The 25869-nt window shown below is 44.7% G+C and carries 17 protein-coding genes; 5 read left to right on the forward strand and 12 right to left on the reverse strand.

Annotation, left to right across the window (positions count from 1 at the left end):
• Positions 1-3: 3 nt before the first annotated feature.
• The 3 genes from L1076_RS19510 to L1076_RS19520 form a co-directional block, all read right to left on the reverse strand.
• A complete protein-coding gene (locus L1076_RS19510; RefSeq protein ID WP_237304305.1) occupies positions 4-1119 on the reverse strand; it encodes a DUF481 domain-containing protein in 1116 nt (371 codons plus the stop codon).
• A gap of 221 nt (positions 1120-1340) precedes the next feature.
• Complete coding sequence (glmS, locus tag L1076_RS19515; RefSeq protein ID WP_237304306.1) at positions 1341-3173, reverse strand: glutamine--fructose-6-phosphate transaminase (isomerizing); 1833 nt, start codon at positions 3171-3173, stop codon at positions 1341-1343.
• Between the two features lie 115 nt (positions 3174-3288).
• The gene (locus tag L1076_RS19520; RefSeq protein ID WP_038866154.1) at positions 3289-4050 is read right to left on the reverse strand and encodes a DeoR family transcriptional regulator; all 762 of its coding nucleotides are present in this window, start codon (positions 4048-4050) and stop codon (positions 3289-3291) included.
• Between the two features lie 432 nt (positions 4051-4482).
• Between L1076_RS19520 and pykF the strand changes: the two genes are divergently transcribed.
• Positions 4483-5895: a pyruvate kinase PykF gene (pykF, locus tag L1076_RS19525; protein ID WP_038866152.1), complete on the forward strand. Its 1413-nt coding sequence runs from the start codon at positions 4483-4485 to the stop codon at positions 5893-5895.
• Between the two features lie 152 nt (positions 5896-6047).
• Complete coding sequence (locus L1076_RS19530) at positions 6048-6719, forward strand: GntR family transcriptional regulator (protein WP_081094899.1); 672 nt, start codon at positions 6048-6050, stop codon at positions 6717-6719.
• Positions 6720-6793: 74 nt separating this feature from the next.
• On the opposite strand, the gene L1076_RS19535 is transcribed toward L1076_RS19530, so the two are convergent.
• The 9 genes from L1076_RS19535 to L1076_RS19575 all read right to left on the reverse strand — a co-directional run bounded on the left by L1076_RS19535 (position 6794) and on the right by L1076_RS19575 (position 20958).
• Positions 6794-8674 carry a diguanylate cyclase gene (locus L1076_RS19535; protein ID WP_237304307.1) on the reverse strand — a complete coding sequence of 627 codons (1881 nt, stop codon included), beginning with the start codon at positions 8672-8674 and terminating at the stop codon, positions 6794-6796.
• Positions 8675-8805: 131 nt separating this feature from the next.
• Complete coding sequence (gene ilvN / locus L1076_RS19540) at positions 8806-9300, reverse strand: acetolactate synthase small subunit (RefSeq protein WP_009843336.1); 495 nt, start codon at positions 9298-9300, stop codon at positions 8806-8808.
• Between the two features lies 1 nt (position 9301).
• Positions 9302-11026 (reverse strand): acetolactate synthase 3 large subunit, encoded by a 1725-nt coding sequence (locus L1076_RS19545; RefSeq protein ID WP_038866146.1) that lies wholly within the window; start codon positions 11024-11026, stop codon positions 9302-9304.
• A gap of 448 nt (positions 11027-11474) precedes the next feature.
• Positions 11475-13283 carry a long-chain fatty acid--CoA ligase gene (locus L1076_RS19550; RefSeq protein WP_038878299.1) on the reverse strand — a complete coding sequence of 603 codons (1809 nt, stop codon included), beginning with the start codon at positions 13281-13283 and terminating at the stop codon, positions 11475-11477.
• A gap of 293 nt (positions 13284-13576) precedes the next feature.
• The gene (calR, locus tag L1076_RS19555; protein ID WP_038866143.1) at positions 13577-14542 is read right to left on the reverse strand and encodes a LysR family transcriptional regulator CalR; all 966 of its coding nucleotides are present in this window, start codon (positions 14540-14542) and stop codon (positions 13577-13579) included.
• Positions 14543-15072: 530 nt separating this feature from the next.
• On the reverse strand, positions 15073-16119 hold the full coding sequence (locus L1076_RS19560) for an MJ1255/VC2487 family glycosyltransferase (protein WP_042599775.1): 1047 nt from the start codon (positions 16117-16119) through the stop codon (positions 15073-15075).
• Between the two features lie 3 nt (positions 16120-16122).
• Positions 16123-16671 carry a phosphatase PAP2 family protein gene (locus tag L1076_RS19565; protein WP_237304308.1) on the reverse strand — a complete coding sequence of 183 codons (549 nt, stop codon included), beginning with the start codon at positions 16669-16671 and terminating at the stop codon, positions 16123-16125.
• 191 nt (positions 16672-16862) lie between these two features.
• A complete protein-coding gene (locus tag L1076_RS19570; RefSeq protein ID WP_237304309.1) occupies positions 16863-17654 on the reverse strand; it encodes an SH3 domain-containing protein in 792 nt (263 codons plus the stop codon).
• A gap of 235 nt (positions 17655-17889) precedes the next feature.
• Complete coding sequence (locus L1076_RS19575; RefSeq protein ID WP_237304310.1) at positions 17890-20958, reverse strand: thrombospondin type 3 repeat-containing protein; 3069 nt, start codon at positions 20956-20958, stop codon at positions 17890-17892.
• 582 nt (positions 20959-21540) lie between these two features.
• Here L1076_RS19575 and leuA point away from each other — a divergent pair.
• From leuA to leuC, 3 genes are all read left to right on the forward strand, one after another.
• Entirely contained in the window at positions 21541-23088 is a 1548-nt protein-coding gene (gene leuA, locus L1076_RS19580; RefSeq protein ID WP_010445640.1) for a 2-isopropylmalate synthase, read from the forward strand.
• A 94-nt stretch (positions 23089-23182) separates the two neighbouring features.
• The gene (gene leuB, locus L1076_RS19585) at positions 23183-24274 is read left to right on the forward strand and encodes a 3-isopropylmalate dehydrogenase (protein ID WP_005430431.1); all 1092 of its coding nucleotides are present in this window, start codon (positions 23183-23185) and stop codon (positions 24272-24274) included.
• Positions 24275-24459: 185 nt separating this feature from the next.
• The gene (gene leuC, locus L1076_RS19590; RefSeq protein WP_039974695.1) at positions 24460-25860 is read left to right on the forward strand and encodes a 3-isopropylmalate dehydratase large subunit; all 1401 of its coding nucleotides are present in this window, start codon (positions 24460-24462) and stop codon (positions 25858-25860) included.
• The last annotated feature ends 9 nt before the right edge of the window (positions 25861-25869 follow it).

Genomic DNA, 25869 nt, shown 5'->3' on the forward strand with positions numbered 1-25869 from the left:
AAACTACAGCTCGTAAGTCAGACCAAAATGGAACTTATAGTCGTCTTTCTCTGGCACCACACCTTCCGCATCGGCTTTGGTATCCGAAACATGATCCCAAATCGCTTTAATGCTTAGATCAAGGTCATCAACAAGGTCGATATCAAAACCGAGCTCGTTGGTATGCCGAGTACCACCAGCATCGTTGCTCGCCCAGTTGAGGTTATAGGTATGACTGAAATCGATGTCATCGGTCAGTTCATACTCAAAGTTAGATTCGAAGGTTAAGGTGTTACTGGTCGCATCGCCAGACTCCCCTTCCTCTACCGTTTTAAAATCGGTGTACTGGTAACCGGGACCGATGGAGACATCCCATTCTGTCTGTGAATTAGCAATGATGAAGTAACCCATCTGCATCGAGGCATTAACTTGATAATCAATGTTTTGGAACTCATCCCTGAGCAGCGAGAGCTTAAGTGGCCTAAAGAAGAGTCGATTACTTAGGTAAATGTCGTAGGAGCCATCAAACGAACTGTTGTTCGCTGTGGTCTCATCATTGGTCTTGGAGTTTTCGTGTTTGGCTTTCAGTTTAGTTCGCGAGCCCACGGTATTCCTTTCCGCTTCTACTTCACCAAGAAGTGAGAACTCATCAGTGTTGCCTTTGCTGATGTCTAATCCCAAAAAGATCTCAGTCGTCCAATGATCAGAATCTTTCTCAGCTCCTCGATAGATCGAAACCACGTCGGAAACAGGGAAGGACAATTCTTCTCCATCATTAATCAAATATAATTCGTCTTCACGAATCGACAAATAGCCATCGTAGATGTCACCACTAGAAGTCCGGATGGTAAAGAAACTTGCCGTTTCTAACACCGCAATGTCTTCCAGTTCGATCTCTTGATCGCCAAGATCATCACTGTCGAATTCAACCTCTTGATCGAACGAATTGGTTTCTTCCTTGATCGTACCGGTCAATTCTCCCTTGATCACTTCGCCAGATTTGAGTTGCAACCAGTCATCGCTTTCATCGATGAATACGGTTTGGCTTTTGCGCTGTTCTGCTTGTGTTTCTTCCTCTGCCATCACTGATTGATGGTAAAGCGAGGACGCGATACATAAAGCCAAGAGTTTGATTTTCATAATGACCTTTTCAGTTCAATTGAAACCGCATCAGTGGGATTACGATAGTGATGCAGACCGCTCAACGTGTCAGAAAGTAAACAAGTGAATGTCAACGTATTGCGCATCATAACCGTGTCTACAGACATAAAAAAAGCGAAGTCATGTGACTTCGCTTTAGGTTCTGGCTACTTACATAGCACAACATAAACAAGTGTAATCTTAATCACACCTTGTATTAGTTACTCTACCGTTACCGCCTTCGCTAAGTTACGAGGTTGGTCTACGTCCGTACCTTTGATCAGTGCAACGTAGTAAGAAAGCAACTGCATTGGAATCGTGTAGTAGATTGCTGCTGTGATTTCGCTTACGTGTGGCATCTTGATGATTTTCATCGTCTCATCGCCTTCAAAGCCAGCGTCTTCATCTGCAAATACGTAAAGCAAACCACCGCGAGCACGCACTTCTTCAACGTTTGATTTCAGTTTCTCTAGAAGATCGTTACTTGGTGCAACAACCACAACTGGCATGTCAGCATCAATTAGCGCTAGAGGGCCGTGTTTCAGCTCACCTGCTGCGTACGCTTCTGCGTGAATGTAAGAGATCTCTTTCAGTTTTAGAGACGCTTCCATCGCGATTGGGTAGAACTCACCACGACCTAGGAATAGAGTGTGGTGCTTATCTGCAAAGTCTGGTGCTAGTGCTTCGATTTCTTTTTCGAAAGACAGCGCTGCTTTGATTTGCTTCGGTAGAGCGTGAAGTGCTTCAACGATCTCTTTTTCTTTCTCTTTGCTGATGCGGTTTTGTTGCTTACCAAGCGCTGTCACCAGCATCAGTAGCGCTGAAAGCTGAGTCGTAAACGCTTTAGTTGATGCCACACCAATTTCCACGCCTGCACGGGTCATAAATGCAAAGTCAGATTCACGAACCAAAGAAGAACCCGCTACGTTACAGATGGTCATTGCCGCCATGTAACCTTTCTCTTTTGCTAGGCGAAGAGCTGCTAGCGTATCTGCCGTCTCACCAGATTGAGAAAGCGTGATCAATAGGCTGTTTGGACGCGTTACAAACTTGCGGTAACGGAATTCAGAAGCGATTTCTACGTCACAGCTTACACCTGCAATGTCTTCGAACCAGTAACGCGCGGTCATACCTGCGTTGTAAGACGTACCACATGCAACGATCTGTACGTGCTCAACTTTGCTTAGGATTTCTGCCGCGTTAACACCGATTGCCTCTGTGACAACAGAATCAGCCGTGATACGACCTTCCATTGTGTTGATCAGCGCAGTTGGTTGCTCGTAAATTTCTTTCTGCATGAAGTGACGGTATTGACCTTTATCACCCGCATCGTGTTCAGCGTTTGATTCTGTGATTTCGCGTTCTACGCGCCCACCTGTTGCATCAAATACAGTCACGTCACGACGAGTGATCTCAGCTACGTCACCTTCTTCTAGGTACATGAAACGGCGTGTTACGTTAAGGAGCGCAAGTTGGTCAGAAGCAAGGAAGTTTTCACCCACACCAAAACCAATGACGATTGGACTGCCTGAACGTGCCACTACGATGCGTGAAGGGTCTTTACGATCCAACGCTACCGTGCCGTATGCGCCATCCAATTGTTTTGCTGTCTTCTGTACCGCTTCTAGTAGCGTTTCTGAAGTGCGAAGCTCCCACTCAACCATGTGAGCGATAACTTCAGTATCCGTTTGAGATTCAAATACGTAACCACGAGATTGAAGCAGTTCACGTAGCTCTTCATGGTTTTCGATGATGCCATTGTGTACCACTGCGATGTCACCAGACATGTGTGGGTGTGCGTTCACTTCTGAAGGTTCACCGTGTGTTGCCCAACGAGTGTGCGCAATACCAGTACCACCGATCACTTTCGCTTCGTCTACTGCATCTGCCAGTTCTTGTACCTTACCTAGACGACGAATACGCGTTAAATTTGTCTCACCATCAACAATCGCAACGCCCGCAGAGTCGTAACCGCGGTATTCCAAGCGGCGTAGGCCTTCAACTAAAATTTCTGCAACATCTCGTTGTGCTACTGCACCTACGATTCCACACATGTGTTTATCTCCGTTTGTAGTTTTGTTCTTCCCTGGCCATGATTTCAAATAGAGGCAGCAAGCAAAGGCCTTTATCCTGAGGGAAGTGAAATATGAAACTGATTACATCATAAGATTAGGCGCAAATAACCTTAACGCCATGTTGTTCAATCTGTACTTTGTGTTCTGGTTGTAACTCTGCATCGGTAACCAACACATTAATTTGGTCCCAAGCGAGTTCTAAGTTCGGGATCTTACGTCCCACTTTCTCAGACTCAATCATGACAATGACTTCACGAGACACTTCTGCCATGACTTTACTTAAGCCAATTAACTCATTAAACGTGGTAGTTCCGCGCTCTAAATCGATACCATCAGCACCAATAAATAACTGGTCGAAGTCGTAAGCACGTAATACAGATTCGGCTACTTTGCCTTGAAAGGATTCTGAGTGCGTATCCCAAGTTCCGCCTGTCATTAACAAGGTTGGTTCGCTCTCTAATTCGTTAAGTGCATTGGCGACGTGCAACGAGTTGGTCATGACAACCAAGCCTCGTTTATCATTTAATTGCTGAATCAGCGCAGCCGTTGTACTGCCACTGTCGATCACAATTCGGTTATGTTCTCGGATCAGTGATGCCGCTGCTTTTGCCAGACTTAACTTTCGACTCGAAACATTTGGACTCATTTCTTCATGGATAACTTCCGTTGGAATCGCAATGGCGCCACCGTAACGGCGCAAAAGTTGTCCGTTTTTCTCTAAAGAAGCTAAGTCCTTTCTAATCGTGACCTCTGAGGTTTCAAATTTTTGTGCCAGCTCATCAACGCTGACTTCCCCAAGCTCATTTACTAGGTTAGAAATGGCGTGTCTTCTTAATTGAGTGTTTCGTTTCGACATTTAGGTTTTGATTTTAAGTTTCGACTTGAAAGTTATTATAGTCAAATCGAAACTTTTAAGTCCATTTATTTCGATCCAAAAAATTAATATTTCTCGTTAAAACCTTGTCCTAAGACAATTCTTAAACAGTGATATTGGATTCATTCGGTGGTAGAATTCGCCACCGAAAAGAAAAAAAATTACAGAATTGACGGTTATTTTTTTGCAACTTTCTGCATATAAAGTGGGATTAGTCACAAAAAGGTAACCAAAATCGCCGTTCTTTTAGTCATAAAATGACTAAACTTGGTGAAAGACTTTCAGAATCTGAAGTTCTAATAATGAGGCGGAAAATCGGTGAATGGCAGGCACTAAATGCCATCAAAAGCGCCTAACTTCAGACTAAATAACCGACTTTCAAATTGTAACTATACTTACCGGAGAGTATCTTCCATGAAAAAGACCAAAATCGTATGTACGATTGGCCCTAAAACTGAATCTGTAGAGAAGCTAACTGAACTAGTAAACGCAGGCATGAACGTTATGCGTCTTAACTTCTCTCACGGTGATTTCGCAGAGCACGGCACTCGTATTGCGAACTTCCGCGAAGTAATGGACAAAGTAGGTAAGCAACTTGCTATCCTTCTTGATACTAAAGGCCCAGAAATCCGCACTATCAAGCTAGAAGGCGGTAACGACGTAGATCTAGTAGCGGGTCAAGAATTCACTTTCACAACTGATACTTCAGTTGTTGGTAACAAAGAGACTGTAGCGGTAACTTACGCTGGTTTCGCAGCAGACCTAAACGCTGGTAACACAATCCTAGTAGATGACGGCCTAATTGAAATGGAAGTTATCTCTACGACTGAAACAGAAGTTAAGTGTAAAGTTCTTAACAACGGCGCACTAGGCGAAAACAAAGGTGTTAACCTTCCTGGCGTTTCTGTTCAACTTCCAGCTCTTTCTGAGAAAGACAAAGCTGACCTTAAATTTGGTTGTGAGCAAGGCGTTGATTTCGTAGCTGCTTCTTTCATCCGTAAAGCATCTGACGTTAAAGAAATCCGTGAGATCCTAGACGCAAACGGCGGCAACGATATCCACATCATCTCTAAGATCGAGAACCAAGAAGGTGTAGATAACTTCGACGAAATCCTAGAGCTTTCTGACGGTATCATGGTTGCTCGTGGTGACCTAGGTGTTGAAATCCCAGCTGAAGAAGTAATCTTCGCTCAGAAAATGATGATCGAGAAGTGTAACCGTGCACGTAAGATGGTTATCACTGCAACTCAAATGCTTGATTCTATGATCAACAACCCACGTCCAACTCGTGCAGAAGCGGGTGACGTTGCGAACGCAATCATGGACGGTACTGACGCAGTAATGCTTTCTGGTGAAACTGCTAAAGGTAAGTACCCAGTTGAAGCTGTTACTATCATGGCTCAAATCGCGAACCGTACTGATTCTGCTCTTAAAGCTGAACTAGGTTCTCGTCTAGACAGCCCACGTCTTCGCATTACTGAAGCTGTATGTAAAGGCGCAGTAGACACAGCAGAAAAACTAGCAGCTCCTCTAATCATCGTTGCAACTGAAGGCGGTAAATCTGCACGTTCAGTACGTAAATACTTCCCAACTGCAAACATCATTGCACTGACAACTAACCAAAAGACAGCTGCTCAGCTTGTTCTTACTAAAGGTGTTCGTCCAGTTCTTGTTGAGTCTATCGACAGCACAGATGCTTTCTACAAAATGGGTAAAGAATACGCTCTTGAAGCTGAATTCGGCAGCAAAGGCGACATCGTTGTTATGGTTTCTGGTGCTCTAGTAGCTTCAGGCACAACGAACACAGCTTCTGTACACGTTCTATAAGACTGAAGAATTCAATCATCAGTTAAATAAAAAAGAGGGCTTCGGCCCTCTTTTTTTATATATTTAATCTTGCCCTCATAATCAGTACGCTGTATTATCAATCACAACCGAACTACGTACTGTTTAGTTGTCGTTACGATAATAAAAATTTCATGAGGTTGCTTGTGTCCAGTCCTACCCTTACCGATAAAGTTGCAAAAATGATCTGTCAGGACATCCTGACTGGTGAACTCAAACCAAGTCAAAAGCTTGTAGTTGCTGATCTGAAAGTGAAGTACAACGTAGGTGCATCACCTATTCGCGAAGCACTTGTACAACTGTCTTGGAGCAAGTATGTAAAGCTTGAACCGCAAAAAGGCTGTTGGGTTGCCCCAGTCTGTAAAAAGGAGCTGAATGACCTTTACGAAAGCCTTCGTGTTGTTTCTTCTGTTCTGCTTAAGAAGGCGATTTTAGCGGGTGATGAGAGCTGGGAACTGGATGTATTAACGTCATACCACAAATTGTCTCGCCTGAACTTCGATGAAACTTTCTGCTGGAAAGAGTGGGAAGAACGCCACCATCAATTCCATATTTCTCTATTGGAAGGGGCAGACTCTAAGAACATGTTTGACTTCTTCAGTGACCTGATCAATCAAATCAAGCGTTACCGTTACTTCGCAATGCAAACATTAAGCTCAGAAAAGGATGTACTGTTCAACATTGATGAGCATGAGATGATCATGAAGTTGGTACTTGCGAAGAACAGCGAAGAAGCTATGGACTTACTTGATAAGCACTTGCTAAGCTCAATGGAGCGTATTGAATTGGCGATTGAAACCGCTTAAATCGCACAAAGTCTAGCCATAAAAAAATCGGGAAGTACCCGATTTTTTTGTATTCGCCTTCAAAGCGACGTAGGTTACGCTATATCATCAAAGCTGTGGCGAATCGAGACTCGATTACGCCCTGCACTTTTCGATTCATACAAAGCAATATCAGCACACTTATAAGTGCGAGTGCGATCCGCGGTTAAATCACTGTAGCCGACACTCACCGTCACCGAGTGTTCTGAATTCTGTTCTACCGCAACTCGCAATCGGTTCAATACAACTTCCGCCTCTTGTGTCGAAGTATGAGGCATGATCACCGCAAACTCTTCACCACCAACACGGGCGACAAAATCGGTATTTCTAACGCCTTCTTGTAACGTCTCCGCGACACTAAGAATCACTTTGTCACCCTCATCATGACCGAGTTCATCATTGATGCGCTTAAAGTGGTCGATATCAAACAACGCCAAACAAGTTGTGGGGGTATCAGGATAACGCTCAAACATATTGGCATGCTGCGTCAATTGTTCTTCAAACTTCCTACGGTTCCAAAGACTGGTTAAACCGTCTTTTTCACTCAAGTTACGTAATTTTTCTTCCAACAATTTTCGTTCAGAAATATCCACCAACGACGTAATGTAGTAACTGACTTTTCCTGATTTGGCCATGATAGCTTGGATACGCATGATGGCAGTAAATACATGGTTGAGCTTCGTTCGACAACGAACTTCCCCCTCCCAAACATGTTCCACACCCAACTTACTCCAAATCGAAAGGATGTTTTCAATGTCTTCCGGCAAGAAAATCAGATTATGAGCGTTCCAGCCTCGCAATCGATTTGATGAGTAGCCCATCATGTTCTCAAACTCTTGGTTCACCATCATGATGCGATGTGAGGTGTCTGAAATCATCACAGCGGTCATGCCATCCAACGCGGCACGTGCCAACTTGGATTCGATACTATGCCGGCGGTAATGGAGTGCCAACGTGGTAATCGGCAAAGCGAACACCAGCATCAAACTGAGGACAAATAAGGCTTCTTGGGCTAAGTCATCAATATCTCTTTCTGCTCGTTCAAGCAGTTGTTCTTGAGAAAGATCGATGATCAGATGCAATGGTTCACCAGGGACAAACTCAATGGTGTTGAACGCAATGAGGTGTTTACCGTCATACCCAAAACCCATTTTTTCTGAGCCCATATTTTGCCAAATGTCTGGGTGCATTAGGCCAAAATTAAAGCGATCACGATCTGGAATGATATCGCCATACAATTTATCACTGTGTAAGCTCGCGACATAAAAACCGGGCTGGTTAATCAGTTCGATGTTGAAATCTCGAACCGGTGAATAGTTCAATCGGGAGGAAAGGTATTGAACGTCGATATTTAATACCAAGTACCCTTCTCGTACCCCATTCATCGCGACAGGCATCATGATTCGAACTGATGGTCGATATGGATGAATCAAGTCACCATTTTCTTTTTCTAATTCAATACCCCAAGACCCAATTTGATCGTCTTTAAGGTTTTGCGCATAAAGAAAATATTCTCGTTCGGACTTGTCTTGAAGCTTACGAGCAGGAGCCGCAGTACGAGTTTTGAAGTCGTAATTAATACGAACATTCTCTCGACCAGCAAGGTTTAAAAAGCGGATCTGCGTGTACCACTTTTGGTTCACCGCAACTGAACTCCACACCTCTTCTAGAATCGCTAAATTTTTGGGATTAGGGTGTCGTAAATAATCATAAAGACTTTGACTGTGACCGAGCAGGTCGCTAATGGAGGATATTTGGTCCTGAACGTTATTGTATTCACGTTCAGAATAGGCCAATTGATGAAGTGCTTCCTTGGCCGTATTTTCTACATTATTAGCCAACAAGCTTTGGTATTTTTGATAATAATAGGTAGAGATTAACGCGCTAAAAAATAGCGTTGTCGCCAACAAAGAGCCGACTAACCTTCTGACTTTCACGCGTACTACTGCCCATTTTGTTTACGAAACCATCAATTATATCATCAGTTGTTATTTTCTAAACAAAAAGCCATCGATTTCACGATGGCTTATCACAAATACCCAATGACTTGGATAGAAGGTTTCAGTTATTACGGCTTAAGACAGCGCTCTCCGCGAGCAACCCCAACCACACCACTTCGTGCTACCTCTACCACTTCAGTCACTTCTGAAATAGCTTGAATGAACGCATCCAACTTCTCACTGGTTCCCGCCAACTGAACGGTGTATTGAGAAGCGGTCACATCAACAATCTGCCCACGGAAGATGTCAGCCGTGCGTTTCACTTCTGCTCTCGCAAAGCCGCTCGCTTTCACTTTCACCATCATCAGCTCACGCTCAATGTGTTCAAACTCTGTCACCTCTTGAACTTTAAGCACATCAATAAGCTTATGCAGTTGTTTCTGAATCTGCTCTAATTGCATCTCATCAGAGTTGGTCGTGATGTTCAAACGCGACAAGGTTTCATCATCGGTTGGAGATACGTTCAACGATTCAATGTTGTAACCACGCTGAGAAAACAGACCGACAACGCGAGACAATGCACCAGGTTGGTTTTCCATTAACAAAGAAATAATGTGTCTCATATTACGTTCTCTCCGTTTTGCTTAGCCACATTTTGTCCATACCCTCGCCTTTAATCTGCATTGGGTATACGTGCTCGGTTTCATCTACGTTGATGTCGACAAACACCAAACGATCTTTCATATCCAACGCTTTTTGTAGACCCGCTTCAAGTTGATCTGGCGTTTCAATACGGATACCGACGTGGCCATAAGCTTCTGCAATTGCAGCAAAATCAGGAACAGAACTCATGTACGAGTTAGAGTGACGACCTTGGTAAATAATGTCTTGCCATTGTTTTACCATGCCTAAGAATCGGTTATTTAGGTTGATGATCTTCACTGGAATGTCGTATTGCATTGCCGTCGACAATTCTTGAATGTTCATCTGGATACTGCCATCACCAGTGACAACCACCACTTCTTCTTCTGGCATCGCGAATTTCACACCCATACCAGCAGGCAAGCCGAAGCCCATCGTGCCAAGACCGCCAGAGTTTATCCAACGACGCGGCTTATTAAATGGGTAGTACAACGCGGCAAACATTTGGTGCTGACCTACATCCGATGCCACGTAAGCATCACCATTGGTGAGCTTGTGCAGCGTTTCAATTACTTGTTGCGGTTTAATGCGTTCCGGAGAGGTCTCATATGCTAGGCAATCACGCTCACGCCATACTTGGATGTCTTCCCACCACTTAGCGATGGCTTGCGTATCATTACTGCTGTTTTGCTCATTCAGCAAGCCAACCATGGTCGCGAGCACCTTATCGGCAGAACCTACGATAGGAAGATCCACTTTGACGTTTTTCGAAATCGAAGACGGGTCAATATCAATGTGCATGATCTTCGCGTTAGGACAGTACTTTTCTAAGTTATTCGTCGTACGATCATCGAAGCGCACACCAATACCAAAGATTAAGTCGGCTTCATGCATCGCCATATTGGCTTCATAAGTACCGTGCATACCTAACATTCCCAACGAGTTCTTATGCGTTCCTGGAAAGGCACCTAAACCCATCAGAGTGCTAACAACAGGCAGATTCAATTCATCGGATAAGGTTTGAATGTGCTCATGCGCACCGGAAATCACCGCACCGCCACCAATATAAAGAACCGGTTTCTTCGCCTCTACTAGAGCTTTAAGCGCTTTTTTGATCTGGCCCTTATGGCCTGAGGTCGTTGGTTTGTACGAACGCATCGAGATGTTTTCAGGATACTCGTAAGGAAGCTTGATTTGCGGATTCAAAATATCCTTCGGCAAATCAATCACAACCGGACCAGGTCGGCCAGTTGTCGAGATATAAAACGCTTTTTTGATCGTCTCAGGAATGTCTTCTGCCTTTTTTACCAAGAAGCTGTGTTTTACGACAGGGCGAGATACACCCACAATGTCACACTCTTGGAAGGCGTCGTTACCGATAAGATTATTCGGCACGTTACCTGAAATAACGATCATTGGGATCGAGTCCATGTACGCTGTAGCAATACCCGTGATGGTATTGGTTGCACCAGGACCCGAACATACTAGCACTACGCCCGGCTTACCGGTTGCGCGAGCATAACCATCGGCCATGTGAGTCGCAGCTTGCTCGTGTCGTACTAATACGTGTTTAATTTGGTCGGTTTTTGCGTGCAGTGCATCGTAGATATCCAGAACGGATCCACCAGGGTAACCAAAGATTTGCTCTACGCTCTCTTCGATCAGAGATTGCACTACCATCTCTGCGCCTGACAACATTGCTGTCATAATTGCTCTCCTTACCAGTTTTCCTCTCCGTAAGGCCAACGGATTGGGCTGGTTTTACATAGTCTAGGTCTTATTCGTAGCCTAATAGAAATACTTCCACTTTTTCAGCTATGTCCTGCGCTTGTCATAACAAAACGCAAGGTAACACAACAAATGTAACGTTTTATTATCAACGGGTCTAATGAGAGTTGAGTCAAAATTTAAACAAGATGCTATAAATCAGAACAAAACTAGGATTAGGCACTAACCAATAAGCACAAATTAGAATCAAGACCATGCTAAAGGAAGAAATAAAGTGAATAATTTCACCAAAAATCACCAAAAAGAACAATTTCTCCTTCAAGAAGGGGATTAATAAGTGTGAAATACGGGCACAAAAAAATCCCCAACGGCATAATCAAGCCAGCTGGGGATTTTTTCATCAATCTGAAATCTAAGTCAGCTTAAGTTACTTTTTATCTGACTTTTCGTTGTACATTTCTTCAATTTCATCTTGGTATTTATCGTTAATCACTTTACGACGCAATTTCTGAGTCGGTGTTAATTCACCTTCATCCATCGAGAAAGCTTTTGGTAACAGTTTGAATTTCTTAACTTGCTCAAACTTCGCTAGCTCTTTTTGTAGGTCGTTGACGCGCTTCTCTAACATTTCTACCACTTGGTGGTGTTTGATCAACTCAACGCGGTCGTGATATTTGATGTTCAGTTCTTTTGCGTACTCTTCTAGCGAGTCGTAACACGGTACGATCAGCGCAGATACAAACTTACGTGTATCGGCAATCACAGCAATCTGCTCAATAAAGTGGTCTTTACCGATCGCACCTTCAACAACCTGAGGCGCAATGTACTTACCATTTGAGGTCTTCATCAGCTCTTTAATACGGTCAGTAATGAACAAGTTGCCATTTTCATCAATGTAACCTGCATCGCCCGTTTTCAAGAAACCATGTTCGTCGAAAGTCTTCTCGGTTTCTTCTGGCATTTTGTAGTAACCACGCATCACCATTGGACCACGCACTAAGATCTCGTTGTTTTCACCGATCTTAACTTGTGCGCCAGGCATTGCCATACCGATAGAGTCAGGACTAAAGCATTGGTCATCCCAGCAAGAAACTGTTGCTGTCGTTTCTGTCATGCCGTAGCCAAGCTTTACGTTGATACCGATTGCGTGAAAGAAGCGACCAATCGTCTCATCCAACTTCGCACCGCCACATGGCATGAAGTTGATACGGCCACCCAGCAATGCGCGTAGCTTACTCAGAACCAGTTTATCCGCCAGAGCGTATGACTTACGCAGCATCAACGATGGCTTGCGATTTTCTTGATGACATGCCGCCATCTTCGCGCCCATGTTAACTGCCCACGTGAACATCACTTTACGGTGGATTGGAGCACGGGATACTTTCTCATGGATAGCAGAGAAAATTTTCTCATAGAAACGAGGTACCGCACTCATAACGGTAGGACGCACTTCGCTTAGTGCATCACGCACTTGCATGGTGTCTTGTAGGTAGCAGTTAGTCGCGCCTTTGTAGAGCACATAGAACGTCCAAGCTCGCTCAAATACATGTGATAGCGGAAGGAAACACAAAGACACATCATCTTCCGTTAAACTTAAACGCTCATCATGGCCTTCAAGCTGAGCCGAAATGTTAGCGTAATCCAACATTACACCTTTTGGCTGTCCCGTGGTACCAGAGGTATAAATCAATGTAAGAAGATCTTCTTCTTGCGCCTGCTCTAAACGAGAAGTTAATTCGCTCTGATGACTATCGTCACCTTTAGCGATGAAATCATCCCACGTCATTGCAAACGTGTGTTCGCCAAGTTCAATGTCATTCGACATCGCGACAATCAGTTCTAGCTGCTGACATTCGCCAAAGATGCTGACGGCTGCGTCAAATTGAGGCTGCTCACCGACAAACAGTACTTTTACGTCTGCATTGTCGATGATGTAAGCAGACTGCGCTGCTGTGTTGGTTGGGTAGATAGGTACAGTTACGCCACGCAATTGCAGCGCTGCAAAATCAGCGATGGTCCATTGCGGCATATTGTTCGAGAAGATACCGATCTTATCTTGAACGCCCAATCCTTGAGCCAAAAGTGCAAGTGACAAAGCATCTACTTGCTGCCCAAACTGCTCCCAAGTAATACCCTGCCATGCATCACCCACTTTATGTTTGAGTGCAACACGAGTACCACCCTTCGCAATTTGTTCACGAATACGTTTAACGATATGAAAATCTAACTTGGCCATTCTCTACATTACCTTTTGGCTTACAGGCGTAAGCTATTTGAGCGCACAAGTGTAACCTCGACGCCTAAAAACGCAACTGACCATTATCAAACTTATCATTATTAAGAGAGCACTATCACTAATGAGAGCATAGCAAGTCTTTAACTGTTGAAGGTTTAATCAACTTAAGTCGCTGTTTCGGTTATTAATTAGCAGAAATAAAAAGACCCCGAGAGACAGAGTACTCTCGGGGCCAAGGAATTGTAAAAATTGATGATTACAAATCCAGTCTGACCAGTTAGTCAGACGATAAATTAAGCTTGTTTAAGCGCAACCACTTCACCACAAGTGATCATTAGCTGGTCGCGTAGCCAGATGTGGCCTTTGTCTTTCTCGCTTGATTCATGCCAGCTTAGGTAACCGCTGATTTCTTTGTTTTCAAACGGGAAATCTAGGATTTGTAGTTGATCGCTGTTTACTGCGTTTTCAGCCATCCAACGTGGTGCAATCGTAACAAGTTCAGATTGGCTTACTACGTATAGCAGGTTGCTTAGGCTTGAACCTTCGTACGCAGCTTGGCAGTCAAGCTCACGGTACGCTTGCTCAGAGAAACTACGTTGACCATGTACACGTGAAAGTTTCGCGTGTTTTTCGTTGATCAGTTGCTCAGCGGATACGCCACCTTGAATACGAGGGTGCGTCTTAGATGCAATCACAACTAACTCATCTTTGAAGATTTCAGTGCTTGAGAAACCTTGGTCATCGAAACGTGCGTAGTCGATTACGAAGTCGATTTCTTGGTAGCGCATGCGTTCAGATAGAAGACGATCAAATTCCGCATCTAGGTGAAGCTGTACGCTTGGCGCTTGCTCGTTGACGTTCGCCATAATGCGAGGTGCAAAACGCATGTCACATGGGCTACAAATCGCTAGCTTAAATAGACGAGTTGAAGACTCTGGCTGGAATACTGAGCTTGGTAGTTCATTACGGATAAGTTGCAGTGCTTGGCGGATTGGACCAAACAGTTGACGAGCACGTTGAGTCGGCTGAATACCGCGACCCTGACGCATAAATAGCTCATCGTTGAACATCACTTTTAGACGTGCAACCGCATTACTTACTGCTGGTTGTGACATGCCTAGGTTGTGCGCTGCACGAGTAATGTTTTGCTCTTGCATCACAGCATCAAATACGGTCAATAGGTTTAAATCTACACCACGCAATGTGCTTTCCATACGGTAGCTAGCAATTGCGCTCATCGCGTCTTTTTTATCTAACATTGAGTGCGCCTCTTTGTAATCGTCAATTTGGTTCAATGAATTCTTAACGAATAGAATCTCTGTGCGCACAAACAACCGTGGCTGGATTCAGATCATTTTCAGGAATAGAACACCGAATTTGTATTATATTTATCGTCCGGATATTTCCGGCTTGAACTGTACTATCAACTAATCAATCAAGGTTTCGCAACTAGATTGATATTTAATCATTAAATTTTAGCCAATTAGGTATTTAACCTTTAATTATCATAACCTTGAGAAAAACATAAAAAAGTATAAAACGACTAAATCAGAGATTTCTGACAACCTATTTAGCACGTTAATGACATTCTACAAGGCTCACACAACTCATTTGCCCAACTTATTCTTTGCAGTTAACTTCAAAAACCAGCGTCAATACTTTGGTTCACAAAGTGCACAAATCAGTTAAAGAGGCAGCAAAATCACAGTGAATAGAAATGATATTGAGGGCATAAAAATTCAGCAGCTTCGCAAAGAAACTGCTGTTATTGAAAAGACAAATGAATGGGTTATATATTGGAGACGTAGCTAGGAAAATCAACTTGCTCCCACAGCTCTTCAGAGAGCTTCTCTGGTGTGTCCCACGCACCTTGCAAGACCCATGATGCGATGGCTTTCGCTACGTCTGGGTATTTAACGCTTTCAGCTTGCTGCTCTTTCAACCACTGACGAACAATTGAAATATCCAGACTCTCCATCGATGTAGCTAGACCAAGATCTTCTAACGTTGCAACATTGCTCTGCTGTTCAAATTGTCCAGCGAGTGGCTTGAGCAAAAGTTTTTTGCCCAATGACAACGCCTCCGATGGCAATTCAAACCCACCATTGGCAATCACACCACTGCAACGTTGAAGGTGATGCTGGAAGTTGGTGTGGCACAGCGGTCTCAGCTCGATATTCTCAATCCGCTCACACTCAATCACGTTAGGGTGATAGCAAACAAACGTCTGTTGGTTAAAATGAAACAGCAAATCACTGATGTCTTCTATCGATTCGAATGGCAAATACACTAAAACAAAGTCGTCGTTATCCATGGTGTTTTCTAACGTATGCACAATCGGAGGTAATATCGGTTGGTCGAAATGATACCAATGCAACCCTAAATGATGCTGCGAAGGAGCGAAATGCTCAATGACAGACTTATCGAACCAACTCGCGCCTTTCAGTGGTACTGGATAACGGAACGCATTTTGGTGACTGATGCCAATGCATGGTTTGTTTTGCTTACGAGCCGCCCAAGCTGAAACGGGCTCAAAATCATTGATAACCAAGTCATAGCGAGACAAATCCAGTTGCTGAACTTCTTTGAAAAACTGAATCAGATTGTTGCTCAATACCGTTTTGGCGTAATTTACCGAGCCTTTCTCTGTGATAAAAGTAAAACCTCGACACGTCTGATAATCACCGAACGCTTCCATCGAGAAATATTTCTCTGGCTCACGACCTGAAAATAGAAAATCAACCTGAACTTCATGCGCTTTAAATGCCTCACTCATCGCTCTCGCTCGAGCAATGTGACCATTTCCCGTTCCTTGAACACCGTACAGGATTTTCATTCATTAGCCTCCTACTATGGCCAAAGCAATAGAACCACAAAGGCCGCCTAACAAAGCGCCAATGATGATGTCAGTGAAAAAATGCACCCCGAGCAAAACGCGCGACGTGCCAATTAAGCTCGCCCACACAAAGGCGAAAGTTCCAAGCTCTGGGTAAAAATGATTGATGATGGTCGCCATCACAAAACCAGCAGCCGTGTGTCCAGAAGGTAAGCTGTAGCGATCTGAAGGGGTAATAAAAGCAGGAAGCATTGCGCTCAGTTCTTCGGGCCGACGTCGTTTAAAGCTGTTCTTTAACGTCCAATAAATCGGGAGCTCGATAGCAAATGCAATCAGACCAGCGAGTAAAAACCACAGCCCTTGCTGTTGATCTAAAAACCAGGCTAACAAACCAAGTACAACATAAAGGTGCCCATCTCCGCTGTGTGAGACCCCTTTACTGATGTTGGCGACCTGCTGATTAAAACGGTGCTGTAAGCACACACTAGAAAACGCCAAATCGAACTTAGCGATAGTGGCGATTGGCTGTGAAATTGTCTCTAAAGCTCGCATGTTACTTCCCTTTACTTTGACAATACCTTTGTATGAAAAGTAGGTGCTGAAAGTGACAGCTACATGACGAGAATTTGGACAATTGATGACAAATGATGTTTCAGAGAGAGAGGGGAAAAGCCTGAAGAGGCATAGGCTTCAGTGACACAATATTGGTATCACTGAAGATTCAAAATGATAGGCGTTGCGAATTACGATCGATCCGAGCTCTCAGCTGGCGCATCGATATACCAGATTTTTCTCTGCTTGCGACAGGCTCGAAGCGAGCCTGTGGTGATATTGCCATTTTTGGTCAGTTCGTAACTGAGATCACGACAGGTGTAACTACCGAACAACTCGTTATCTTTTGGCTTATCTACCGATGAAGTTTCGTCACTTAACAGAGGGTTAGGTTTGATAGAAAGAATATCGCGATTCACGACATTGCTGCGAGCATAGTCTTTATGGACATAACCTCTGATCAGGCCTTTTTGTTCAACCAACAACCAAGGTTCTCCTTCCACTTTGGCAATCGCGTTAAACACTTCACCTTTTGTTAGCTCCCCCAACTTCTCTCCATCTAAGCTAGGATTAGATCGCAAGTTAAGTGTGGTTTTCGAACGATAAGAGACATCCATAAACTCTAACGTTTTTGATGTGTCCACACCCTCAACGACGGGACGGCTGACTTCAGCCTCTTTCCATTGATTTGGCTGAACACGAATCTTCCACCATGTGTAAGTGTCCGGGTCTTTACCTTTAAACTTATCGCGGTTATCTGATTCCAATGCCACCAGCATTTGATTTAAAAAGGACTCGCGCCCATCTTCACTTAAATACTGATCCATTTGATGATTAATCACCATGACACTTTGGGCATGATCATTTCTCATCACAGAAGAAGCCGTTGCTTCAGCCGATCCAAGCTGAAGCAGCTGACAGCCAGACAGAGAAAGTACCGCTATCGCCAGTGTCGAACGTCCGAGTTGTTTCGCGAAATCCATCAATCCTCAACCTATTTGCTTGTAAAATCCATCCATGCAACCGCTCTACTATAAAACGCTCTAATGGAATTAGGCTAATCAATTAACCCCTTTGTGTGATAGCTCGCAAAGCGTGCGGTATAAAACTTCTCTCTCTATTACTCTTCTCATGATTAAGACTTGCTCGAGTACAATTTTCCACGCACTAATAAGTGTGCAAAAAAAGCGGCTACCAAAGTAACCGCTTTTCGACTCGTTAATGGTTGGTTGAAGTTCGGTTCCAAACCTCCGTAGACCAAGTATTGTTGCTTCTCTCTCTTTGGACAATACCTTTGCTATCATAACTATCGATTTGTCGCTGCCATTCCGTCATATCGTTGAGCTTTGTTCCTGCTTCATCAAAGTACTCCGAAGTACTGTAGCTAAACTGCTGGCATACCTCAGCCTGATATTGCTGGCCGTCCACATCGTAATTAATCGTTTTCTTGCCCGCGTAGGTTTGGCTGTACATCACGTTACCAGTGCGCCAATCAACGAGCTGGTCGTCATCACTATCGCTGCCATACTGAGTGGAAGGATCATGGATTGAGAATTGACTGTACGTAACATTAGGAATTCGATAATAAGCATTTTCGCTCCACGCTAGTTGCTTAGTCGTTCGAGAACCCCATTTAATATCAACATCACTATTCGGCTCATACCCTTCTACGCCCAGCCAATCTCCGTTTTGACCACGATGGTAGTGCTCTTTAAACCAGGCGGTACTATCGAGTAAAATCGCAAACAGTTGCTCCAGACGAACATTCATGTCATTCCACTGATAGTTTTCATTCACTAATAGGTGCCACTCGTAATTCGCTTCCTGTTCCACATACTCATCAAATTCATTGAAACGAGAGCGCAGCATTCGATAAGTATTAACATCTCCAACTTCAGCAACATACTCTCCTTGCTCCAGCGACGCTAAACATTGTTCAAAAGTAGCAAATTCGCCTTCAGGAATTCTTGAGAGCACAGGGTCTTTACCATAGGCTTGATTATTGATAATGAAGCCTTCCAATTGTTTGGTGTAGTTCGTCCACCCCCAAACAGGCGTCACTTTGGCCTCATCTGCATATTCCATGTATGAGCGCTCACTTTTCACCACCAGATCTTGGCTAGCGGTGTAATTAGTCGTTGCTTCCGAGACATAGACTGCCGCAGGTTCATCATCTCCATCATTATTCACAAGAGCATAATTGCCCTCATATCCAGAAACACAAACTTCAATGAGATTAGCATCCACACTTAAAATGTCTTTTCCTTTATAGAACAGAGCACTGGCATCTTGGTTAAAGGTTGGTGATTCTGCACTAGGGTTCCATTTATTAATACGCACATAGTCAACAACAAATGGGATATCAAGTACCACGTCATGAGCTTGTTGAATCGTCGGGACAAAGCCCCACCAACGATAATAAGCTTCATGGAAACCATAATGTATACCGCTTTCGACATCGGTATACTCTAACTCCGCAATCGGACTCCATTCTCTAACGGCCCCACCAAAGTCAAGAGTCGCTTGGGTAACATGGAAAGTTCGATCCGATAGCAATCCATTAGGTAGTCCAGATTGCTGACCGAGTAAGACTTCTGCTCGAGAAAACTGTTGGATATCACCGCTTATCATTTCACGCTCAATAGCATAAAGCTTACTATCTCGCCTTTCATCAACAGCCACTGTTGCAAACTGGCCTTCCGGCAAAGAGGCAATACACTGCGCTAAAGTATTCGGTACATTTAGAGCTTCGAGAGGCTGGTTGTCTTCACTATCTAAGTAACCATCGCCATCATCATCGTTGTCTGCATTGTTACCGATGCCATCCCCATCGGTATCAAGCGTTTCTGTTGGGTCATTTGGCAATGCATCGGCATTGTCACCAACACCATCTTGATCGCTGTCTTTAGATTCTGATGCATCATTTGGAAAAGCATCGCTATTGTCACCAACACCATCCTTGTCACTGTCTTTAGACTCTGTGCCATCGCTTGGGAATGCATCGCTGTTATCACCAACGCCATCTTTGTCGCTGTCTTTAGACTCTGTGACATCACTTGGGAAGACATCACTGTTATCGCCAACACCATCTTTGTCGCTATCTTTCGACTCAGAGGCATCACTTGGGAAGACATCACTGTTGTCACCAACACCATCTTTGTCACTGTCTTTAAACTCTAAAGCATCATTTGGGAAGGCATCACTGTTATCGCCAACGCCATCTTTGTCGCTGTCTTTAGATTCTGATGGATCATTTGGAAAAGCATCGCTATTGTCACCAACGCCATCCTTGTCACTGTCTTTAGATTCGGATGCATCAGTTGGGAAGACATCACTGTTATCACCGACACCATCTTTATCACTGTCTTTTGTTTCTAAAGGATCGTTAGGGAAGGCATCAGCATTGTCACCAACCATATCTTTATCCGTGTCTTTGTTCTCATTTGGGTCGAGAGGGAAAAGGTCTTGGTTATCCCCTACTTTGTCACCGTCGCTGTCATACCATTCAGTATTATCATTGGGAAAAGCATCAAGCGCATCAATGACAAGATCGCCATCGCTGTCATGAGTAGAAACCAGCGTCAGCTCGTCCGTTTCAGGATCTTTAATTACGATATGATCATCAGCCGCGTTCTCAACCAAGAGGTTCACTTGCTCTGAGTCTGAGATGATGTTTTGAGCTTGTTCAAGCTCTTGAACAGAAGCAGGCATTGCGCCAGAAGCGACTAAAGAGACGGCGCTTTTTTTCACCTTCTTCGCTTCTTCAGTTTGAGAAGCTACATAGTCAGCCACCACCGCAGCTTCACTTACCCCAAGAGCTTGTGCAACCTCGCTTACTGCTTGCTGATAGGCATCGACTTCGCTGGCACTGGCCAATCCCATACGCACTTTAGCTTCAACCAATGTTGTTAAAGGAGTCACAACACGGCCTTGATAAGCTGTCATAAGCAGATCTTTAGCTATCGGCTTACCATGATCCAAATCGATCGCAATCCCAGCTTCTGCGAAGGAAATGAGTTGGTAGTTGTTAATGTCATCAATATGTGTGAGATCCAGAAATACCGTACCAGTTTCGTCGGTGGTACCACTCACTTCTCCATCTTCCAAAATGTAGTTAACGCTGTCTTTTCTTTCTAACCATACTTGCGCACTTTGAATGTAACCATCAATCACCTTAACGGTTAACACATTGTCGGTAACCGTTGGTTGATTAGAGTCTTCACCACCACAGGCTGACAAAACCAAAGTACTACTGATCGCCAGTGCAACCCGAGATTTATAGAACATAACTCACCTTCCTTGACTAATATGCCCTCCATTTTAAATCCTTCTCTTAATGTACCGTAAGGCATTCACAAAACTAATATTAAGAACTTGCTCGAAAAGAACAAAGAAACAAAAAACAATTAATCAGATTAAAAACAAACTGTTACACTTAGTATCAAAGCGCAATAAACACCTGCATTTAAAGCTATTATGAGACTGAAAAGTCGCACCCTCTGAGCAAAATAAAAACGATTCACGCTGCGAATAACCGCCAACGTCTGAGTCCTCCTAAAAGCCATTAACAGAAATCCACTCATCCGATATGAATAAAAAATGGACTTTAGGGTTGACGTGTTCCATTGAGTGCGGTACTAATTTGTTAACTTAATTTTGTGGAATGCTTAACAACTATGTCAGCACGTTTTTCTATCCTGCTTAGCCTCCTCCTGATCGTGACCAATTCGCGCGGGTAGGCTGTGGAAGAAAAATAACCACACCAATTTCTAAGAAACCCGCATGCAAATGCGGGTTTTTTTATATCTAAATACCGGAAGTAAACGATTAAATTGCGCGAAAAGTGCAGAAATCATGAAGGAAGCAAACATGAACGATCAGGTCATTATATTCGACACCACATTGCGTGATGGCGAACAAGCGTTGTCAGCAAGCTTGACGGTTAAAGAAAAACTGCAGATTGCCTATGCGCTGGAAAGGCTAGGCGTTGATGTTATCGAAGCGGGCTTTCCTGTTTCTTCTCCAGGTGATTTCGAATCCGTACAAACCATTGCAAAACACATCAAAAACAGCCGAGTTTGTGCCCTTTCGCGTGCCGTTGCGAAAGATATCGATGCTGCTGCTGAAGCGCTAAAAGTCGCGGACGCATTTCGAATCCACACTTTCATCTCAACTTCGACTGTTCACGTTCAAGACAAACTACGCCGTAGCTACGACGATGTTGTAGAAATGGGCGTAAAAGCCGTAAAACATGCGCGTAACTACACCGATGACGTTGAGTTTTCTTGCGAAGACGCAGGTCGTACGCCAATCGACAACCTGTGCCGCATGGTTGAAGCAGCCATCGATGCTGGCGCAAGCACCATCAACATTCCAGACACCGTTGGCTACACTGTACCAAGTGAGTTTGGTGGCATCATTGAAACTCTATTCAACCGTGTACCAAACATCGACAAAGCGATCATCTCTGTTCACTGTCACGATGACTTGGGCATGTCGGTTGCTAACTCTATCGCCGCTGTTCAAGCGGGTGCTCGCCAAGTAGAAGGCACCATCAACGGTATCGGTGAGCGTGCGGGTAACTGTTCTCTTGAAGAAATCGCGATGATCCTAAAAACGCGCCAAGAATTCATGGGTGTGCATACGGGTCTAAAACACGACGAAATCCACCGAACCAGTAAGTTGGTGAGTCAACTATGCAACATGCCAATCCAGAGCAACAAAGCAATCGTTGGTGCTAACGCATTCAGCCACTCTTCCGGTATTCACCAAGATGGCATGCTAAAGAACAAAAACACTTACGAGATCATGACGCCTGAGTCGATTGGCCTTAAGAACCAAGCATTGAACCTAACCAGTCGCAGTGGCCGTGCTGCGGTTAAGAGCCACATGGACGCGATGGGCTACAAAGAAGAAGAGTACAACCTAGATGCGTTGTACGAAGACTTCTTGAAGCTTGCTGACCGTAAAGGTCAGGTGTTCGACTACGATCTAGAAGCGCTAATGCACTTCTCGAACTTGCGCGAAGAAGACGATTTCTACAAGTTGAACTACCTAAGCGTGCAATCTGGCAGCGTAATGGCAACCACCAGCGTCAAAATGCAATGTGGCGATGAAGAAATGTGTGAAGCTGCCGTCGGTAATGGTCCAGTTGATGCGCTATACCAATGTATCTACCGCGTGACAGGTTACGAGATCGTCCTAGACAAGTTCGACCTAACGGCAAAAGGCGAAGGTGAAGATGGTCTTGGTCAAGCAGACATCATCGCTAACTACAAAGGTCGTAAGTACCACGGTACCGGTGTTTCTACCGATATCGTAGAAGCATCTGGCCAAGCGCTATTACACGTTATCAACAGCATTCATCGTGCCGATAAGATTGAAGAGATGAAGCAAAAGAGAATTGCGACGGTTTAATGATTAATTCATTGGAGCTTGAGCCTCACAACTCAGGCTCCAACCAAATTCGTTTTAGACAAACTCAAAAATTTAGAAAAATTAAAGGATTACCATGACAGACAAATCATACAAAATTGCCGTTTTACCAGGCGACGGCATCGGCCCAGAAGTAATGGCGCAAGCACACAAGGTGCTAGATGCAATCGAAAAGAAACACGGCATTGCGTTTGAGCGTGACGAGCACGATGTGGGCGGCATTGCGATTGATAATCACGGTTGCCCACTTCCAGAAAGCACCGTGAAAGCGTGTGAAGAGTCTGATGCAGTCCTATTCGGCTCAGTTGGCGGCCCTAAGTGGGAACACTTACCACCAAACGACCAACCTGAGCGCGGTGCCCTACTGCCGCTACGTAAACACTTCCAACTGTTCTGTAACCTACGCCCAGCGCAAATCCACTCAGGTCTTGAAGCTTTCTCACCACTACGTGCAGACATCTCCGGTCGTGGTTTTGATATCGTTGTTGTCCGTGAACTGACGGGCGGCATCTACTTCGGCCAACCAAAAGGTCGTGAAGGTGAAGGTCCAACAGAGAAAGCGTTCGACACTGAGGTGTACCACCGCTACGAAATCGAACGTATTGCAAAAATCGCTTTTGAGTCTGCTCGTCTACGTCGCAAGAAAGTGTGCTCAATCGACAAAGCGAACGTTCTACAAAGCTCAATCCTATGGCGTGAAGTGGTCGAAGAAATCGCAAAAGACTACCCAGATGTTGAGCTGTCACACATGTACATTGATAACGCAACCATGCAGCTTATCAAAGACCCAGCACAGTTCGACGTAATGCTATGTTCAAACATCTTCGGCGACATCATTTCTGATGAGTGCGCGATGATCACTGGCTCTATGGGTATGTTGCCATCAGCGAGCCTAAACGAAAGCAAATTCGGTCTGTACGAGCCAGCAGGCGGCAGTGCGCCAGATATCGCAGGTAAGAACATCGCTAACCCAGTGGCACAAATCCTATCTGCTGCACTGATGCTGCGTTACAGCCTAGGTGAAGAAACGGCGGCACAAGACATCGAAACGGCCGTTTCAAAAGCACTATCAGCGGGTGAGCTAACGGGTGACCTTGCTGGTGACAACCCAGCACTTTCGACGTCTGAGATGGGCGATAAAATCGCTGAGTACATCTTAAACTCTTAATACAAAACAGATTCATAATAAATACTAAATCCTCGGTCAACCAATGGCTTTCCTCTAAGTCATTGGTGCAATAGCAAGGCAGCAAGCCCATTTATCTTAAGGCGTTTAGTTCGCTAAATAACTGGATAAATGGGTGTCGCTAACGCAGTTATTGCGGCAAAGGCAACGAGGAAAGGAAGCAAACAATGGGCAAAACACTATACGAAAAAGTCTACGACGCACACGTTGCCGTCGCAGCAGAAGGGGAAAACCCAATCTTGTACATCGACCGTCACTTGGTACATGAAGTGACGTCTCCGCAAGCATTTGACGGCTTGCGTGAAAAAGGTCGCAAAGTGCGTCAGGTCAGCAAAACTTTTGCCACCATGGACCACAACGTTTCGACAACCACCAAAGACATCAACGCATCCGGTGAGATGGCTCGTATCCAGATGGAAACGCTATCGAAAAACTGTGAAGAGTTTGGCGTTACGCTTTACGACATCAACCACAAATACCAAGGCATTGTGCACGTCATGGGCCCAGAGCTTGGTATTACCCTGCCGGGCATGACCATTGTTTGTGGCGACTCGCACACTGCTACACACGGTGCATTCGGCTCTCTCGCTTTTGGTATTGGTACATCTGAAGTTGAGCACGTATTAGCAACTCAAACGCTAAAACAAGCCCGCGCTAAAACGATGAAGATTGAAGTGAAAGGCAAAGTAACTCCTGGTATCACCGCTAAAGACATCGTACTTGCGATCATCGGTGAAACCACAGCTGCTGGCGGAACAGGCTACGTGGTTGAATTCTGCGGTGAAGCGATCACAGACCTTTCAATGGAAGGCCGTATGACCGTGTGTAACATGGCGATTGAGCTAGGTGCTAAAGCCGGTCTAATTGCGCCAGATGAAACCACATTCGAGTATATCAAAGGCCGCAAATTCTCACCTCAAGGTGCCGATTTTGATGCAGCAGTAGAATACTGGAAGACATTGAAAACGGACGATGATGCCCAGTTTGATGCAGTTGTGACGCTAAACGCAGCAGACATTAAGCCACAAGTCACTTGGGGAACTAACCCAGGCCAAGTGATCGCGGTAGATCAACCGATCCCAGCACCAGAAAGCTTTACCGACCCAGTAGAGAAAGCTTCTGCTGAAAAAGCATTGGCATACATGGGCCTAGAAGCAGGCAAAGCACTTTCTGATTACAACGTCGATAAAGTCTTCGTTGGCTCTTGCACCAACTCTCGCATTGAAGACATGCGCGCAGCCGCAGAAGTGGCGAAAGGTCGCAAAGTCGCGTCTCACGTTCAAGCGCTAATCGTTCCTGGCTCTGAGCAAGTAAAAGCGCAAGCAGAAGCGGAAGGCTTGGACGTCATCTTTAAAGAAGCGGGCTTTGAGTGGCGCCTACCGGGTTGTTCGATGTGTCTAGCAATGAACAACGACCGTTTGGGGCCTCATGAGCGCTGTGCGTCTACTTCAAACCGTAACTTTGAAGGTCGCCAAGGCCGTGATGGCCGTACCCACTTGGTTAGCCCTGCGATGGCAGCGGCAGCGGCAATTGCTGGTCACTTTGTTGATATTCGTGAGTTGGATTAGGTTAAGGAG

The organism is Vibrio sp. MMG023, from assembly GCF_021654215.1.
GTDB lineage: Bacteria > Pseudomonadota > Gammaproteobacteria > Enterobacterales > Vibrionaceae > Vibrio > Vibrio jasicida.

Coding starts and splice junctions, on each gene's coding strand:
- L1076_RS19510 (WP_237304305.1), bottom strand. CDS start 1,119: ATGAAAATCAAACTCTTGGCTTTATGTATCGCGTCCTCGCTTTACCAT.
- glmS (WP_237304306.1), bottom strand. CDS start 3,173: ATGTGTGGAATCGTAGGTGCAGTAGCACAACGAGATGTTGCAGAAATT.
- L1076_RS19520 (WP_038866154.1), bottom strand. CDS start 4,050: ATGTCGAAACGAAACACTCAATTAAGAAGACACGCCATTTCTAACCTA.
- pykF (WP_038866152.1), top strand. CDS start 4,483: ATGAAAAAGACCAAAATCGTATGTACGATTGGCCCTAAAACTGAATCT.
- L1076_RS19530 (WP_081094899.1), top strand. CDS start 6,048: ATGAGGTTGCTTGTGTCCAGTCCTACCCTTACCGATAAAGTTGCAAAA.
- ilvN (WP_009843336.1), bottom strand. CDS start 9,300: ATGAGACACATTATTTCTTTGTTAATGGAAAACCAACCTGGTGCATTG.
- L1076_RS19545 (WP_038866146.1), bottom strand. CDS start 11,026: ATGACAGCAATGTTGTCAGGCGCAGAGATGGTAGTGCAATCTCTGATC.
- L1076_RS19550 (WP_038878299.1), bottom strand. CDS start 13,283: ATGGCCAAGTTAGATTTTCATATCGTTAAACGTATTCGTGAACAAATT.
- calR (WP_038866143.1), bottom strand. CDS start 14,542: ATGTTAGATAAAAAAGACGCGATGAGCGCAATTGCTAGCTACCGTATG.
- L1076_RS19560 (WP_042599775.1), bottom strand. CDS start 16,119: ATGAAAATCCTGTACGGTGTTCAAGGAACGGGAAATGGTCACATTGCT.
- L1076_RS19565 (WP_237304308.1), bottom strand. CDS start 16,671: ATGCGAGCTTTAGAGACAATTTCACAGCCAATCGCCACTATCGCTAAG.
- L1076_RS19570 (WP_237304309.1), bottom strand. CDS start 17,654: ATGGATTTCGCGAAACAACTCGGACGTTCGACACTGGCGATAGCGGTA.
- L1076_RS19575 (WP_237304310.1), bottom strand. CDS start 20,958: ATGTTCTATAAATCTCGGGTTGCACTGGCGATCAGTAGTACTTTGGTT.
- leuA (WP_010445640.1), top strand. CDS start 21,541: ATGAACGATCAGGTCATTATATTCGACACCACATTGCGTGATGGCGAA.
- leuB (WP_005430431.1), top strand. CDS start 23,183: ATGACAGACAAATCATACAAAATTGCCGTTTTACCAGGCGACGGCATC.
- leuC (WP_039974695.1), top strand. CDS start 24,460: ATGGGCAAAACACTATACGAAAAAGTCTACGACGCACACGTTGCCGTC.